The following is a 16,780-nucleotide window of genomic DNA, read 5'->3' as shown; positions in this document are numbered from 1 at the left end:
AGTTATTAGAACACCCTTTTACATTACTTGAGTTAGTTATCGTTTATTTAGCAATATTCACTGCTCTTGTTTCTCTAATCACTGTTACTTTTACTTGACCAGGATAGGTCATGTCCGTTTGAATTTTCTGTGAAATCTCAAAAGATAAGCTAGCCGCTTTTTCATCAGATACCTTTTCACTCTCTACAATCACACGTAATTCTCTACCAGCTTGAATGGCATATGCTTTTTTAACACCTGTAAAACCAAAAGCAACATCCTCCAGATCTTTGAGACGCTGTATGTAGGAATCCAATACCTGACGTCTTGCACCTGGTCGAGCACCCGAGATTGCATCACAAACCTGAATAATAGGAGACAACAACGTCGTCATTTCTATCTCGTCGTGGTGCGCACCAATGGCGTTACAAACCTCTGGTTTCTCACCATGCTTTTCTGCCCATTGCATACCTAAAATAGCATGAGGTGTTTCTACATCCGTTTCTGAAGATGGTACTTTACCTATATCATGCAGTAAACCTGCACGTTTAGCCAACTTTGGATTTAACCCTAATTCGGCAGCCATGACACCACAAAGCTTTGCAACTTCCCTAGAGTGCTGTAGTAAGTTTTGTCCGTAAGACGAACGATACTTCATACGTCCTACCATTTTGATTAATTCTGGATGTAATCCGTGAATTCCTAAATCAATGACCGTACGTTTACCAACTTCTATGATTTCCTGTTCAATTTGTTTGGTGGTCTTTTTAACCACTTCTTCAATACGAGCTGGGTGGATTCTACCATCAGTCACTAATTTATGAAGTGATAATCGAGCGATTTCACGTCTTACAGAGTCAAAACAAGATAGGATGATGGCTTCTGGAGTGTCATCAACAATGATTTCAACACCAGTTGCGGCCTCAATAGCTCTAATATTTCTACCTTCTCTTCCAATAATTCTTCCTTTAACATCATCAGATTCTATGTTAAAAACAGAAACACAATTATCAATAGCTTCTTCCGTTCCGATACGCTGGATCGTATTGATGATTATTTTTTTTGCTTCTTGTTGTGCCGTCATTTTGGCCTCCTCTATACGATCTTGTACAAAAGCCATGGCATCCGTTTTAGCCTCTTCTTTTAAGGACTCTACCAATTGCTCTTTGGCCTCTTCAGCAGACAATTGGGAAATAACTTCCAACTGTTTTATTTGGCTTTTATGCGCCTTTTCAATCTCATCCTTCTTTTTCTCCAGAAACTCAAGTCTGAAGTCATAATCTTTTATCTTATCTTCTAAGGACTGATTTGATTTCTTTGCCTTGGATAGTTCGTTGGAAATCTGAGATTCTTTATCTCGAATTCGTTTTTCGGCCTCGGCCATTTTTTTATCTCTCGATAAAATAACCTTTTCGTGCTCAGCTTTGAGCTCAATAAACTTCTCTTTAGCTTGAAGGATTTTATCTTTCTTTAAAGCCTCAGCGTCTGCTTTAGCTTGTTTTAAAATTGATTTGGATTCGCTTTCCGCATCAGAAATTAACTTAGAAGCCTTACCCTTTTCCAGAGCTTTGGCAATAATATAACCAAGTATTAATCCTAATACCACTCCTCCAACAATATATAGTATTGTGTTAGTGTCCATGATTTATGTTTAGTTTAATATATAAAAAAAGCCTACATCAGCTCTGATTTTGTATAAACTCCTTAAAAACAAGTTTAGGGCTAACAAACTGATCAAGGATCTGCCCAAATACAAACGTATTAGCAGCATGCTTTTACAATTTAAACTCACCCTTTTTAAAGAATTAACGTTGAGTTTATCAAAAAATATAACTAATGTAGGCAGTAACCTTTTTGTATTTTAAAGAACGTACGAGCTAGATATGCTGATCCAGAAGCTCATTTAAAGCCTCAAGCTTTTCCTGCACTTCTTCGTTAACATATTCTTTGTCAATCGACTTTTGCTCTACCTGAGCTGCAAACTGCAAGGCACACATTGCCAATACATCTTGCTTATCTCTTACAGAGTAATTTTGCTCAAACTGACCAATCATGGCCTCAATCTTTTTTGTGGCCTTGCGCAAACCTTCTTCCTGCTTAGGATTAATAGTCAATGGATACACTCTATTGGCTATTGAAAGTTTAATTTTTAACTGATCTGACATCTAGTCTAAATTTACAACATTATTCCGAGAGTTGAGCAATACAATGATCAATATCTCGAATAAGTGCATTTATTTTGAGCTTCGTTTCCCTTTTATTTTCGTCACTACCAAGCATTGAATTTGCTATTTTGAGTGTTTCATATTTCTCGGCCCAAGAAGCTATAAGTTCTTGTTGCTCCAGAAGTTTTTGTTGTTGGTCTTCAAGCTGTTGAGACAATCTAGCATTGGTCTGTTTTAAAACTTCCTGCTTATGCAAAACCTTGCTGACTTTATTCTCTAGCGCATCAACAATTTCTTCTATTTTACTCATTAAAGTAATTCAATACTGTTGAAACAAATTTAACATACCTATTGAAAAAATACAATTCTTTTACAATTATTTTTAGTTCGCATAACAACTTAGAAATTAAACCGTTCAGAAAAATAATACATATTTAAGGTTTGCATTTTTTATGCAATTTGATATTTTAGCCGTAATCGTAGTCCGTATGAAAAAAATATTGCTTTTCTTTTTAATTAGCAGTTCTCTTTATTCGCAATCTGAATATCCTCAAGACTATTTCAGAAGTCCTCTAGATATCACTTTAGTGCTTTCCGGTACATTTTCCGAACTTAGATCGGCTCATTTTCATTCGGGTCTAGATATAAAAACTCAACAAAAACAAGGATTAAAAGTTTATGCAACTGCAGATGGTTATGTAAGTCGAATAAAAATTTCCCATTACGGCTATGGTAAAGCCTTATATGTTACGCATCCAAATGGCTACACGACCGTCTATGCACATCTGCAAAAATTTTCTGATCGTATAGAAAAGTACATCAAGGAATGCCAATACGAAAAAGAAAGTTACGAGGTCGAAGTTTTCCCCAGCACACAAGAGCTTTTAGTCTCAAAGGATGAGGTCATTGCCTATTCTGGAAATACTGGTGGCTCAGGTGGTCCTCATCTGCACTTTGAAATTAGGGACAATCAAGAACGCCCTATAAACCCTATGCTATTTGGTATAGATATTAAAGACTCGAAGCGTCCATTTGTTTCAGCTGTTTATGCTTATCCCAAGGATAATCATGCTGTAATTAATGGCAAAAATGAGCGAGTACCTTTACGTCTTATTCCGCAAAAGAATGGCGACTACGACGTTGAAAAAATTAGAGCCTACGGTCAAATTGGTTTTGGTGTGACGTCTTACGACAAGCAAGATCTAGCCCCAAACAATAATGGCGTCTATAACATCCAGACCTTTTTTAATGGCAATAAAAGTCTTGAAATTGATTTTAGACGTTTTAGTTTCGATGAAACAAAACACATTAAAAGACTTATAGACTACGAGTACTTAAAAACTAAACGATCTAGAATCCAGAAATTATTTATTGAAAAAAACAACCCTCTAAGTCTTTACAAAGACGCCTATGACAATGGTTATATAACAGTTGAAGACAGTACTTCTTCCGTTTATAAAGTTAGAATAAGAGACTTTAAGGGTAATGAAACATGGGTAAATATTCCTATTGAAGGTAAATATGAAGCTGTGGAATCCAGTACTGAAGACGAATCAAATAAAACTCTGATTTATGCTAACCAACCAACTGAATTAAAATCTGGTTTGGTAACAGTTAACTTTTATGACAGCACCGTTTATGAAGATGTTGCTATAGATTTTAGAGTGAGTGCCGATACGCTTTTCTTACACGAAGACCACATACCACTTCAGAAGAATTTTTATATCAATTACGATTTAAGCCAATATAAATCAGAACATCTTGATAAAATTTTTATTGCAAGACTATTCGGATATTATAAAAGACCTAGTTATGTCAATACCAAACGAAAAGGTAATGTTCTGAGCGCCGGAAGTAAATTTTTTGGGACGTACACCTTGGCCATGGATACTGTTGCACCAACCATCACTCCTGTTAACTTCAAGGATAAAAAATGGTTGAGCAAATACCGCTATCTCAAGGTGAAAATTGATGATGATTTATCTGGGATTAGTAAATATAGAGCGACGGTTAATGGTCAATGGATTTTAATGGAATATGACTACAAAACCAATATGCTAGTGCACGATTTTAACGATAACGTCGTTAAGGATACCAAGAACGATTTAAAGATAATTGTTACTGATAATGTTGGAAATAGTTCTACATTTGAGGCAACCTTTTTTAGAAAATAAAACTAAACTCATTGAAACGCTTATTTTTTACTCTCCTCCTTTGCCTGCTATTTAGTGTACTTTCTTTTTCACAATCTGCAATCATAAGAGGTGTTATTTTAGATGAGGCAAAACTCCCTATTGAGAATGTGAATATAAAAGCTTCAACGGGAGAAGGTACGGCTACAAACACTAATGGTTTCTTTGAACTCAGAATACCATCTGATATTGAGGTCACTATTGAGTTTACCCATCTTGGTCACAAAAGGGTTATTCAAAAGTTTAATCTAAAAAATGGTCAGGAATTAGAATATAATCCTGTAATGAAGGTAGAGGCCGAACAATTTGCTGAGGTGGTCATTACCACCAATACAAGGCAAAATGAAGATGGTGTTGTTACAATATCACCTAGAACTTTACGAACGATTAAAGGTGCGCAGCCTGGTATAGAAAATATCCTCAAAACACTTCCCGGTGTTAATATTTCAAATGAATTGAGTACGCAATATTCGGTGAGAGGTGGAAATTTTGACGAGAATCTCGTTTATGTTAATGAGATTGAAGTCTATCGTCCGTTTTTGATTCGCTCTGGTAATCAGGAAGGACTAAGCTTCGTAAATACCGATTTGGTTTCAAATGTCGACTTTTCCGCTGGTGGCTTTCAAGCTAAATATGGAGATAAATTATCTTCGGTTTTAGACATCACCTATCGCAATCCTGTGGCTTTTGGTGTTCGAACCGATTTGAGTTTACTCGGTGGAAGCGTTGCAGCTGAAACGGTATCCAAGAATGGTAAATTTTCAGGTATAGCTGGTGTACGCTACAGAGACAATAGCTTAATACTAAACAATCTGGAAACCGAAGGTAATGTTGAGCCGGTTTTTGCTGATGCACAAACGTATTTAACCTATCGATTCTCGGATAAGTTTCACTTGAATTTTCTAGGGAATATTTCGCTCAATAGATATAATTTTCAACCAGAAAACAGACAAACTAACTTTGGAACATTACAAGAACCGGTTGCCTTATTGGTATTTTATGATGGTAATGAAGAAGACGAATACCAGACCTATTTTGGGGCATTAAAGGCAAATTACTTTGTTAACGATAACCTTACACTAAAATTTATTGGTTCTGCCTATCATACCTTAGAACAAGAATACTTTGACATTTTTGCACAATACAGATTGGGTGAAGTCAATACCAACATTGGTGATGAAAATCTAGGAGACGTTGAATTTAGCGAAGGGATAGGTTCGCAATTAACCCATGCGCGTAACGATTTAGATGCCTTTATTGTTAATGCTGAGCATAGAGGGGATTATAATATTGATGAAGAATCTACAGTTGAATGGTCTGTAAAATATACACATGAAGACATCAGAGACCGACTTGTAGAATATGAAATCATAGATTCGGCAGGTTTCTCTATTCGTCCACCAAACTTTAGCATTCCAAACCTACAGCCCTACGAGCCATTTGAAGGTCCCCTTACAGCTTTTGAAAATATTAGAGCGCTCAACCGCGTTCAAATCGACCGTATGCAAGCATTTGCACAATATAGTAAACGCACAGAATGGGGAAATCATGAGGTATTCTACAATGCTGGTGTCCGAATGCATAACTGGACTGTAAGTGGAGATAATATAGAAAATAAGACCCAAACAGTATTTAGCCCAAGAGCACAATTTGCCATTAAACCGGATTGGGATAAAGACATGCTCTTTAGAGTTGCTGGTGGTTTGTATTATCAGCCACCCTTTTACAGGGAATTAAGGGATTCCTCAGGTGTGGTGCAACCAAATGTTAAAGCACAAAAGTCGTTTCACATCGTTTTTGGAAATGAATATAGTTTTAAAATTTGGGATAGGCCCTTTAAATTGGTTACGGAAGCCTACTACAAAGGCTTAACTGATGTTAACCCTTACACATTGGAAAATGTTCGGATACGTTATAGAGCAGCCAATAACGCCACGGCTTATGCGTACGGTTTGGATATGCGCTTAAACGGTGAGTTTGTTCCTGGGACAGAATCCTGGTTCAGCTTTGGCTACCTAAAAACGGAAGAAAACATCAATAATCGTGGCTATATTGCCCGACCTACCGATCAGCGTTTAAAGTTTGGCGCCTTATTTCAAGATTATGTACCAAACATGCCTAACCTTAAAATGTACCTTAATTTGGTTTACAATACTGGAGTACCTGGTGGTTCGCCAAGTTATGCAGATCCTTATGATTTTCAGATCAGGCTCAGGGATTACAGACGTGCAGATTTAGGCATCCAATTAGAATTGGTCAATCCAACCAAAACCTACAACGCTAAATGGAAAAAGGCATTTAGGGAACTTTCACTTGGTTTTGAAATTTACAACATGTTTAATAACCAAAACTCAATCACCAACACTTGGGTAAGGGATGTTTATACCAAACGTCAGTTCGCTATTCCTAACTTTTTAACACCACGAGTTTTTAATTTGAGGTTTTCGGCGAGATTGTAATTACCCTAACTAATTTCAAATTTTTAGCGAAACGGCAAATATCCTCGTTGTATTGCTCCCTACCATTTCATAAAATGTATAAATTTGTAACTGTCTAATTCACTTTAGGTTACCCTACTAAGCTATAGTTATAAATTTATTCAGCATGAAAACTACCCTCATCGCATGCCTATTGCTATGCTTCAGTATGGCTTCGGCACAATCAGATTTATTTGTAAGTAATGGAAGTTACATCTACATTGATGGTACAGGGTTTTCCAGTGGAACAGATGTTGCTCCGCTTTATGTTACAAATGATGTCAACCTAGAAAACAACTCGCACCTCTATTTACGAAACGATGCTCAGTTACTTCAAGGAAATAACGTGGGTAATTCTGGCACTGGTGAATTAAGTGTTTATCAAGAAGGTAATGTAAATAGATGGAGTTATAATTATTGGTGTTCGCCAGTTGGTAATACTAATGCAGATGATAATTCAAATAGGCAATTTATATTTCAACAACAAATTACAGAACCAACTGGTCTGATTACCAATGTGACTCCTACTTTTACGTTTAATGTTGATGGCAATAATGCCACAGATCCAGTGACAATTTCGCATCGATGGATTTATTCTTTTGTAAGTTCAGAACAGTATACAGGTTGGGACTACATTGGAGATGCGGCGGATGTATTGGCACCTGGTTTGGGGTTTACCATGAAAGGTACCAGCGGAAACCCAATTGTTAGTCAAGCCTATGATTTTAGAGGAAAACCAAACAATGGCACTATCTCCAGTCCAATTGCTGATGGTTTGTTTACGTTGATTGGTAATCCTTATCCATCTGCAATAGATTCAGCAGCTCTCATCCATGACATAGATAATGTAATTGAAATTGAAGGTACTATATTATTTTGGGAACATGCGACTTACGTAGAATCTCATGTACTCGCAGACTATATTGGAGGTTATCATGAGTTCTCTATAGATCCGCTTGGTAATATTATATCAAATACGCCAGCTGTATTTCAAACCTATGATGGTGCAGGAAATATAGTAGGGCCAGTTCCTCCAGGACCTCCAGGTGCAAGTAAAAGAGCCTATCGTTATATCCCAATTGGACAAGGCTTTATGGTTGAAGGTTCCACAGGCATTGGTCCGGGAGCAGTAGTGACTTTAAAGAACTCCCATCGTGTGTTTGAAAAAGAAGCGCCAGCAAGTAGTGTTTTTTTTAGAAGTAATAACCCAGATTCATCAACTAGTGGTATTCAATACCAAGATAATGGCTTGTCACTTGTTCCTGATGATTATAAACGATTTAGAGTCAATGTAGACTTTACAGTTGGAGAGGCTGAGTACACGAGACAAATATTGTTAAATTTCCATGATACGGCCACATTTGAACATGATAGGGGTTTAGAATTAAAAAGAGCAGTCAATCTTGACTCTGACGCCTATTTTGTACAAGACAGTAAGAATTATTCTGGCCTGGCTTATCCCTTTAGTCAAGACCTAAGAATTCCAATTGTTGTTGACATAGAAGAACAACAACCATTACGTTTTAGAATATTTGATATTCAAAACTTCGATGAATCCCAAGGCATTTATATTCACGATACCTACAATGATGTATATGTAAATTTAAGAGATCAGGATTACGAACTCAATATAGAACCAGGCAACTACACTGATCGTTTTGAAATTGTATTCACACCTGGTCAAGCACTTAGTATTAACGACCTTGAAGTTAGTGACTTAATCATTCGTCAGGATAACGATATTCACGAATTATCTGTCATTAATCCCAATGGTTTAGATGTAAAAACTATTGAAGTTTTTGATATGACTGGTAAGCGAATGTTGAATCAATTATACGATTCTGTATCTAACCGTTATCAGTTATCTACTGTAAACTTAAGTGATGGTGTGTACATTGTTAATGTCACCTCAAAAAACAATACGGTATCATCTGAAAAGATAATTGTTAAGCATTAAAGATATCTTTCAGAACATTTATGGTGTAATCAATCTCTTCTGTCGTTGTAAATACACTAAAGGAAAAACGGACAGATGGATATTTTAACTTTTCTTCGTCTAGGATTTCTGCAAGCACATGAGATTGTTGGCTGCTACCGCTTTGACATGCACTGCCCTTTGAACAAGCAATTCCTTTAAGGTCTAGCTGAAATTGAAGCATTGGAGTCTTTGAAGGCTCTAGTGGTAAACAAACATTAACCAAAGTATATGTACTTTTTGTAGTATCCTCACAGCCTCCATTAAAACTTACTGAAGGAATGACTTTTTTCAGCTGATTAATAAAATAGGTTTTAATTGAAGTGATTTGTTCTTTTTCAGCATCAAGATTATCATAGGCTATTTTTAAAGCTTCGTCCATACCAACAATATTATGGATAGACTCTGTTCCTGCCCTGTGCCCTCTCTCCTGCTCACCGCCAAAAATCAAAGGCCTTAAACCCGACTCTTTTCGTACAAAACAAAAGCCTACCCCCTTTGGCCCATGAAACTTATGCGCACTCGCTGCTAAAAAATCAACTGGGATGGTCTGTAAATCCAATTTAAAATGACCAACGGATTGCACACCATCAGAATGAAACAAGGCATTGTTTTCTTTACATAACTTCGCAACGTGTTGGATATCTAAAACATTTCCTATTTCATTATTTACATGCATCAAACTTACCATGGCCTTATCTGATGCTTTTAATAAGTCTTCAAGGTGAGTGTAATCTATCATTCCACACCCGTCAAGATTAACATAGCTTATCTTTATATTATATTCATCTTGTAGTTGTTCAGCTGTATGTAAAACCGCATGATGCTCTATTTTAGAGGTAATTATTTCGGTGACTCCCAAATCCCTAACAGCACTTCGCAACGCCAAATTATCAGCCTCTGTACCACCAGAAGTAAAAACAATCTCAGAGGCGGACACATTAAAATAAATCGCAATATTTTTACGGCACTGTTCTAAAAGTGCTTTGGCCGAACGTCCAAAACTATGGGTTGAAGAGGCATTACCATAAGTATTGGCAAGCACTTCTGTCATGCGGTTTATTACTTCTGGTCGCAAAGCTGTTGTAGCTGCGTTATCTAAATACACTTGCTTCATACTGCAAAAATATCGTAAATAAAATTATTTAGATAATGCGACGTTATAATTTTACAAATCCCTTATTTTTGCTCAAAATGTAAGTATATGACGCGTTGGTATTATGTAATTTTTACGCTTTTTATTTTAACTGCCTGTGATGATGGTGATATTATTACAGTAGATTTAGAATTTGATAAGGAATTGGATTTATGTACTAATAATACGGACTCCTTTCTAATTTACGATACGAGACAAGACCCAAATGAATCGTTATCTTTAATTATACCAAGAAGTAATAACGAAGCGTTTCCGTTTACGGAAGCCACTCCAGTTGGCAATCCACAGGAATTTCCAATTAATGAATCAACCACACGCTTTCTATATAGAACCTACAATAGAGCACTCGCTTCTGGTGAATTATGCAATCCCGTGCCACCAGCTGATTTGAACATTGTAAATGATTATGAAGCTCCATCAGGGTCAGCCTTTGCTACTGTTACCATTGAAGATGACGACAACGATGGCATTCCATCGGATTTGGAAGGTAGAGGTGAAATGGACGAAAATGGCAATTATCCAAATGCTCAGGACAGTGATGAAGATGGTATTCCTGATTATTTAGATCAGGATGATGATAATGATAATGTGCCAACAAGCAATGAAATTGACAATGATGATCTAGATGATGACGATGACCCAACAACAAATCCTTTAGATACTGATGGAGATGGCACGCCAGACTATTTAGATGAAGATGACGATGGTGATGGTGTCAATACCATCTTAGAAGATGAAGATCAGGACCAAGATCCAAGAAATGATCTTAATGCTAATGCTGATGGCAATATTGTTCCACATTACTTAAATATGCTAGAAGTAACGGAGTATGATAACCCAGGACTTTCTGGTGGAAATACCTACACTAGAACAATAATCATTGACTTTTTAATTACTGGTGTTAATCTCGATATTTTATCTGCGCAAGAAATTGATTTTGGTACTTTAACTTACGCCATAAATTTCACTGAGGACAATTAGACAATTAGGGTTCTACATTTTGAAATATTCGAACTTCGGTAGCACCATTACCATAGGTTTTATAATCGGCATCATAATACTGTACGTTATTATAGCGCCCTAAAAGCGTTTCTAACTCTTGTCGTAGGACTCCTTCTCCTACCCCATGAATGAATACCATTTTGGGAATACGCTTACGAATGGCAAATTCGAGTTGTCGTCTTGCTGTATCCAATTGTAAATTCATCATATCAAAGTTGGTCATACCCTTTGTAGAATCAGTAAGTTGATGAATATGTAAATCCACCTCAAATTTTGGCGCATGACGTTCTTTTGGTTTAACTATTGGTATAGTCCTTCGTTTTGAAGTTTCTTTTTCTTTTTTAATAATTTCTATATCAGAATCATATATAGCATTATCTAGAGTTTTATTTGAAGTTATAATCACCAATTCGTTTGCTTCAAACTGAAACTCAAAACCATCCACATCCTCAATGGTAACCATTGAACCTTTAATGCTTTTAACAGTTCCTTTGATGGCATCATCTATAGTTTCAACAATATCACCTTTTTTCATTGTCTTCTATTGTTTCAGATTTTACAAAAGATTCTTCTTCTTGTCTTTCATACTTACTAGGAATGTTTCTTGATGTTCTGTAGATACCAAACATCAGCAGTATAATACCACCAATCAATACATAGGTGTTTTGTTGTTCACCAGCTTGTGCATAAACTGCAACACTACCACCTCCTATTATAAAAATAAGATTTATAACCCTAGAAACCGTCATATACTTTCAAATATTACCATACAAAAATAAGGCAAATGAAATTTTAATATAAGCTAGAGTAAGTGTAATTTATTAATTTAGCTTTATGGTTCTATTCATAAAAAATCTTGAGGATTATATGTTGCCCTGTGTCAACAAAACATTGTTTGGGTACGAATGTATGGGCTGTGGCTTGCAACGTTCTGCAGCACTGTTGCTTAGAGGTCAAGTTGTGGAATCGTTTTTAATGTACCCTGGACTTTACACTTTAATGGCATTATTTGGTTTTATTGCGCTTAATACAGTTAAGAACTTTAAAAATGGTACTAAAATAATTGCTATATTGGCTATACTGAATGTGGTAGTGATTATCATTAGTTACTTATTAAAACTATATCTCAAATAAATTTAATTATGGAACAACAAAAATTACCTAATGCAACGGCATCAATAGTTTTAGGAAGCATTTCTTTTATCTGTTGTTGTTTTAGTATGGGTATCGGTGGTTTATTACTTTCCGGTATTGCATATTATTTAGCCATGAAAGATGAAAAATTATATGCAGAACAACCCGAAATCTATAGTAATTTTAGTCAGGTAAAAACCGCTAAGATTATTGCCATCATCGGCTTGGTTTTGGCAGTAATAGCTTTAATAATGTCTATATATACTATAGTCTCAGCAGGTGGATGGGATGCCTATATGGAACAATCCAAAGATGTATGGAGACAAATGGGTGTAGAAGTTGAATAAGGATAATTATTAAATAAATAAAAAAGCGATTCAATTATGAATCGCTTTTTTTATATGGTTATATCTCAAATTCTTTCAATGTCTCTGTAATAATAGAGACACAGTCCAGTAATTGGTCCTCTGTCATTACCAATGGTGGTGCAAATCGTATAATATTGCCATGTGTTGGTTTTGCCAATAACCCATTATCTCTAAGCTTCAGGCAAATATTCCAAGCGGTATCACTATCCTCATCATCGTTAATAACAATAGCATTTAATAATCCCTTACCTCTAACAGAGCTTACAATAGTACTTTCTTTGATATATTTATTCATTTCAGCCCTGAATATCTTCCCTAGATGGTCTGCGTTCTCGGCAAGCTTCTCATCTTTTACAACTTCTAAAGCAGCTATAGCCACTGCCGCTGCGATAGGATTTCCTCCAAAAGTACTTCCATGATTACCTGGTTGAATCACATTCATAATGTCGTTACTTGCCATTACAGCCGATACTGGATATAAGCCACCACTTAAAGCTTTACCTAAAACCAAAATATCTGGTTTTACATCTGGTGTTCCAGAGCAGTCTTTATTTTCGCAAGTACAATTCCCACAAGTAGCCAATAAACGTCCAGTACGAGCAATACCTGTTTGCACCTCGTCCGCAATAAACAAAACATTATATTTTTCGCAAAGGGCTTTTGCTTCTTTTAGGTAGTTTTCACTAGGTACATACACGCCTGCTTCTCCTTGTATAGGTTCAACCATAAAACCTGCTACATTAGGGTTGTTGCTAAGTACCTCTTCTAATTCTTTAAGATTATCATATTCTACCTTTATAAATCCGTCCGTATATGGCCCAAAGTTTTTACGAGCTACTGGGTCGTTAGAAAATGATATAATAGTTGTTGTTCTACCATGGAAATTATTTTTACAAACAACAATTTCTGCCTTGTTTAAGTCAATACCTTTTACCTCATATGCCCACTTTCTACAAAGTTTTAAAGCGGTCTCTACAGCTTCTGCCCCAGAATTCATAGGCAACATTTTATCGAACTTAAAATACTCTGTTGCGTATTTTTCATAACGGCCAAGCATATCGTTATAAAATGCCCTTGAAGTTAAGGTTAGTCGTTGTGCCTGTTCTGTCATGGCATTGACTATTTTTGGATGACAGTGTCCTTGGTTTAACGAGGAATATGCCGATAAAAAATCGTAATATTTTTTACCTTCTACATCCCAAACATAAACACCTTCCCCTTTACTTAAAACTACTGGTAAGGGATGATAATTCTGAGCACCATATTTATTCTCTAGTGCCATCGCCTCCTGAGACGAAATGTGGTCTAAAACAGCCATTTTGATAAATTTTAAATGTTGAAAAAATAACCATTCCTACTCTACCTTTATTTTTTCTCAGGCTTTGCGCATCCATGTTTAGAAGTTATGGTGAAGCCCTGAAAAAGCAGCGTGGGAGAGAAATCACCCCTAGATGCCTGCAAATTAATAAATATTTATGGAATATCTTACTCAAAGATGATATCAAATTCTTTGACCCCATTTCTAAAATGCAACTATATTTGCAAACTAATTTAATATTGATGCCAAGACGAGAACGCAACAAGTTTGTAAAACGCGGAGAGATTATTGAGATTTTAATTGAAGATTATGCTTTTGGTGGTAAAGGCATTGGCCGTATTAAAAATGAACATGGAGAATTTGTTGTTTTTGTTCCCAATACATTACCTGGTCAATTGGTTAAGGCTCAAGTGAAAAAATCCAGTAAAAAATATGCTGAATGCAAACTAATCGATATTCTAAAACCCTCTGAAGACGAAGTAGAAATTCCTTTCCAAGACATTCCTGGTGCTCCATACATTCAATTACCAATTGAAAAACAACATGACTATAAAAAGCAGAGCACTTTAGAGCTTTTTAAACGTATTGGAAAGATAAAAGATATTGAAACTAAGTTTGATGAATTTGTAAATTCACCAAACACCTTTCATTATCGCAATAAAATGGAATATGGCTTTTCTGCCATTGGTTTTGATCGCGAAACCAATACCGATATTGACAAGTTCACCTTGGGCTTTAAACGTAGAGGACTTTGGTGGTGTGGTGATAATCTAAATGGAGATTCTGGTCTTTTCGATGCATCGGTAGAGAACCACTTAAAAGATATTAGAGCATACTGTAAAAATACAGGTTTAGCACCTTGGCATGGACCAAAAAAGGAAGGTTTCTTTCGTTATTTCGTAGTTAGAAAATCGTACAAAACAAATCGACTACTTTTCAATCTTGTGACGACATCGCGTGATTTAGATCAGTTTGATTTAAATGCCTTTGCTAATTATTTAGTGACACTATTTGGTGATAGAGCTGCAGGCGTATTACATACCATAAACGATGAGGTTGGTGATAGAACCATAGCAACGACAGGAAATATCAAATTGGTGTATGGTGAGGATAAGATTGTTGAAGAATTGTTAGGTCTGAATTTTGAAATTAGTATGAAAAGCTTTTTTCAAACTAATCCTAAATGTGCAGAAAAACTCTATTCTAAAGTAGTTGACTATGCTTTAGAAAATAAAGATGCTATAGATAATACTGTTGTTTTAGATTTATTTTGTGGTACAGGAACCATTGGACAAATTGTGGCGAGCAAAGCCAACAATACAAAAATTGTGGGTGTAGATATTGTAGCCTCAGCGATAGAAGACGCTAAAGAAAATGCCAAACGAAATAATATTAAAGGATTAGAATTTTATGCAGCAGATGTAGGTAAGTTTTTAACGGAGCATCCCGAATATAGGAATAACATACGAACTATCATTTTAGATCCTGCCCGAGCTGGTATCGCACCAAAGACCCTTAACAAAATAATAAACCTCAATGCAGACCGTTTAGTTTATGTATCTTGTAACCCAGCAACACAAGCAAGAGATACAGAGCAATTAATTCTTGCAGGATATCAATTAAAAAAGTTAAGTTTGGTCGATCAATTTCCACATACAGCTCACATTGAAACCGTTGTTCTGTTTGAAAAATAATTAATGAAAAAGTTAAAGTTTATAATTCTGTCTCTTTTAGTTGCGCTCATCAGTTGTGAGCGAGATGATATTTGTGCAGAAAGTACACCAACGACTCCTCGACTATTGGTTGAATTTTATAATATCAACGAACAGGATGAGTTGAAAACTGTACCACGCTTAACGGTTTATGGGGAAGGTTTAGCGCTTAACCCAACAGATGATAATACCGATGGCACCTTGGTTTATAACACAAACGCAAGCTCAGTTGAGTTACCATTAATTGTAGGTGTTGAAGATGAAACCACTACCACGCGATTTGTACTTGAAAAAGACACTAATTTAAGATTGGACGACAATTCCAGTACCAATTCTAATATTGATATTATAACCATATCCTATGAAACAGAGTTCGTATACGTATCGAGAGCTTGTGGTTATAAAAGTATATTCAAAAATCTAGAAGTTACCTTTGAAGCCTTTGATGGAAGCACATGGATAAGCAACATCATTGAATCCGTAGAAAATGTAGAAAATGAAAATACAGTACATGTACAAATTCTTCATTAAGAGTATGGTTTTTTTGTTGTTATTTTCTACAATAGCAACCGCTCAGGAAAAAAAGAAAACTGTAAAGGACACTTTAGTATATAAACAAAAGTATGGCCTAAGGTTAGGTTTGGATGTTAGTAAACTGGCATTCACATTTTTTGACGATAACTATACCGGTTTTGAGATTATGGGAGATTATCGTCTTACAAAAAAAATATATTTAGCTGGGGAAATAGGAAATGAAGAACGCACTTTAGAAAACGAAGTGCTTAACAACACTACCAAAGGAAGCTATTTTAAAGGTGGTATAGATCTTAACTTTTACAAAAACTGGCTAGATATGGAAAATATGATCTATGTTGGTTTTAGAGGTGGAGCAAGTACTTTTAGCCAAACCTTAGATAGCTATAGAATTTATGACGTTAACCATCAATATTGGAATGACGATTTATTTACTGTAGAAGAAGGAACGGAGTTTTCTGGTCTAACCGCGATTTGGGCCGAAATCATCATAGGAATTAAAGCCGAAGTGTTCAATAACTTTTATGCTGGTATCAATGCACAACTCAAAGGTCTTATTACAGAAACTGCACCCGATAATTTTGAGAATCTTTATATACCTGGTTTTAATCGCACTTATGATAGTGGACGTTTTGGTGTTGGCTTTGGTCTAAACCTCTCTTATCTCATTCCTATTTTAAAGAAGGATAAAATTGTAATTCAAGAAAAGGAAGAAGAGTAGTCAAGTCTAAAAATAAACGCGTACGCAATCAACACAACTTTCAACAA

Annotated in this window: 16 protein-coding genes and 1 other RNA gene; 9 read left to right on the top strand and 8 right to left on the bottom strand. The window is 35.9% G+C overall.

Translation table 11 applies throughout. The annotated features are described in order from the left end of the window. Positions 1-43: 43 nt before the first annotated feature. The 4 genes from rny to ACFQ1K_RS09040 form a co-directional block, all read right to left on the bottom strand. Positions 44-1,621, bottom strand: coding sequence for a ribonuclease Y (rny, locus tag ACFQ1K_RS09055; RefSeq protein ID WP_320555259.1), 1,578 nt, complete (start codon positions 1,619-1,621; stop codon positions 44-46). A 55-nt stretch (positions 1,622-1,676) separates the two neighbouring features. After that, positions 1,677-1,796, bottom strand: a non-coding RNA gene (ssrS, locus tag ACFQ1K_RS09050) — 6S RNA. A gap of 60 nt (positions 1,797-1,856) precedes the next feature. Beyond that, on the bottom strand, positions 1,857-2,144 hold the full coding sequence (locus ACFQ1K_RS09045; RefSeq protein WP_320555258.1) for a cell division protein ZapA: 288 nt from the start codon (positions 2,142-2,144) through the stop codon (positions 1,857-1,859). A 19-nt stretch (positions 2,145-2,163) separates the two neighbouring features. Then, on the bottom strand, positions 2,164-2,454 hold the full coding sequence (locus tag ACFQ1K_RS09040) for a hypothetical protein (RefSeq protein ID WP_320555257.1): 291 nt from the start codon (positions 2,452-2,454) through the stop codon (positions 2,164-2,166). Positions 2,455-2,632: 178 nt separating this feature from the next. Here ACFQ1K_RS09040 and ACFQ1K_RS09035 point away from each other — a divergent pair, with 178 nt between their 5' ends. The 3 genes from ACFQ1K_RS09035 (at position 2,633) to ACFQ1K_RS09025 (ending at position 8,770) form a co-directional block, all read left to right on the top strand. Then, complete coding sequence (locus ACFQ1K_RS09035; protein WP_320555256.1) at positions 2,633-4,318, top strand: M23 family metallopeptidase; 1,686 nt, start codon at positions 2,633-2,635, stop codon at positions 4,316-4,318. An 11-nt stretch (positions 4,319-4,329) separates the two neighbouring features. Then, a complete protein-coding gene (locus ACFQ1K_RS09030; protein ID WP_320555255.1) occupies positions 4,330-6,795 on the top strand; it encodes a TonB-dependent receptor in 2,466 nt (821 codons plus the stop codon). A 145-nt stretch (positions 6,796-6,940) separates the two neighbouring features. Continuing rightward, a complete protein-coding gene (locus tag ACFQ1K_RS09025) occupies positions 6,941-8,770 on the top strand; it encodes a T9SS type A sorting domain-containing protein (protein WP_320555254.1) in 1,830 nt (609 codons plus the stop codon). On the opposite strand, the gene ACFQ1K_RS09020 is transcribed toward ACFQ1K_RS09025, so the two are convergent. Next, positions 8,760-9,905, bottom strand: coding sequence for a cysteine desulfurase family protein (locus ACFQ1K_RS09020; RefSeq protein ID WP_320555253.1), 1,146 nt, complete (start codon positions 9,903-9,905; stop codon positions 8,760-8,762). The genes ACFQ1K_RS09025 and ACFQ1K_RS09020 overlap by 11 nt on opposite strands. An 87-nt stretch (positions 9,906-9,992) precedes the next feature. On the opposite strand from ACFQ1K_RS09020, the gene ACFQ1K_RS09015 reads away from it, so the two are divergent. Then, on the top strand, positions 9,993-10,925 hold the full coding sequence (locus tag ACFQ1K_RS09015) for a hypothetical protein (protein ID WP_320555252.1): 933 nt from the start codon (positions 9,993-9,995) through the stop codon (positions 10,923-10,925). Positions 10,926-10,929: 4 nt separating this feature from the next. Here the strand turns inward: ACFQ1K_RS09015 and ACFQ1K_RS09010 are convergent, their stop codons facing one another. Continuing rightward, positions 10,930-11,481: a Smr/MutS family protein gene (locus ACFQ1K_RS09010; protein WP_320555251.1), complete on the bottom strand. Its 552-nt coding sequence runs from the start codon at positions 11,479-11,481 to the stop codon at positions 10,930-10,932. Next, positions 11,468-11,695 (bottom strand): hypothetical protein, encoded by a 228-nt coding sequence (locus tag ACFQ1K_RS09005; RefSeq protein WP_320555250.1) that lies wholly within the window; start codon positions 11,693-11,695, stop codon positions 11,468-11,470. Before ACFQ1K_RS09005 ends, ACFQ1K_RS09010 begins: the two co-directional genes overlap by 14 nt. 85 nt (positions 11,696-11,780) lie before the next feature. Here ACFQ1K_RS09005 and ACFQ1K_RS09000 point away from each other — a divergent pair, with 85 nt between their 5' ends. Further along, a complete protein-coding gene (locus tag ACFQ1K_RS09000; protein ID WP_320555249.1) occupies positions 11,781-12,080 on the top strand; it encodes a DUF2752 domain-containing protein in 300 nt (99 codons plus the stop codon). Between the two features lie 8 nt (positions 12,081-12,088). After that, a complete protein-coding gene (locus ACFQ1K_RS08995; protein ID WP_320555248.1) occupies positions 12,089-12,427 on the top strand; it encodes a CCC motif membrane protein in 339 nt (112 codons plus the stop codon). Positions 12,428-12,485: 58 nt separating this feature from the next. Here ACFQ1K_RS08995 and rocD read toward each other — a convergent pair whose 3' ends face one another. Beyond that, entirely contained in the window at positions 12,486-13,766 is a 1,281-nt protein-coding gene (rocD, locus tag ACFQ1K_RS08990; RefSeq protein WP_320555247.1) for an ornithine--oxo-acid transaminase, read from the bottom strand. 242 nt (positions 13,767-14,008) lie between these two features. On the opposite strand from rocD, the gene rlmD reads away from it, so the two are divergent. The 3 genes from rlmD to ACFQ1K_RS08975 are packed head-to-tail and all read left to right on the top strand — an operon-like array spanning position 14,009 to position 16,733. Next, positions 14,009-15,460 (top strand): 23S rRNA (uracil(1939)-C(5))-methyltransferase RlmD, encoded by a 1,452-nt coding sequence (gene rlmD, locus ACFQ1K_RS08985; RefSeq protein WP_320555304.1) that lies wholly within the window; start codon positions 14,009-14,011, stop codon positions 15,458-15,460. Between the two features lie 3 nt (positions 15,461-15,463). Then, positions 15,464-16,009: a DUF6452 family protein gene (locus tag ACFQ1K_RS08980; protein WP_320555246.1), complete on the top strand. Its 546-nt coding sequence runs from the start codon at positions 15,464-15,466 to the stop codon at positions 16,007-16,009. Beyond that, positions 15,990-16,733 (top strand): DUF6048 family protein, encoded by a 744-nt coding sequence (locus ACFQ1K_RS08975; protein ID WP_320555245.1) that lies wholly within the window; start codon positions 15,990-15,992, stop codon positions 16,731-16,733. The genes ACFQ1K_RS08980 and ACFQ1K_RS08975 overlap by 20 nt, the downstream gene beginning before the upstream one ends. Positions 16,734-16,780: the final 47 nt, after the last annotated feature.

This window comes from Winogradskyella aquimaris (assembly GCF_042676105.1).
Taxonomy (GTDB): Bacteria; Bacteroidota; Bacteroidia; order Flavobacteriales; family Flavobacteriaceae; genus Winogradskyella; species Winogradskyella aquimaris.
The sequence above is the reverse complement of the archived record's forward strand: the minus strand, read 5'-3'. Positions and strand labels throughout refer to the sequence as shown.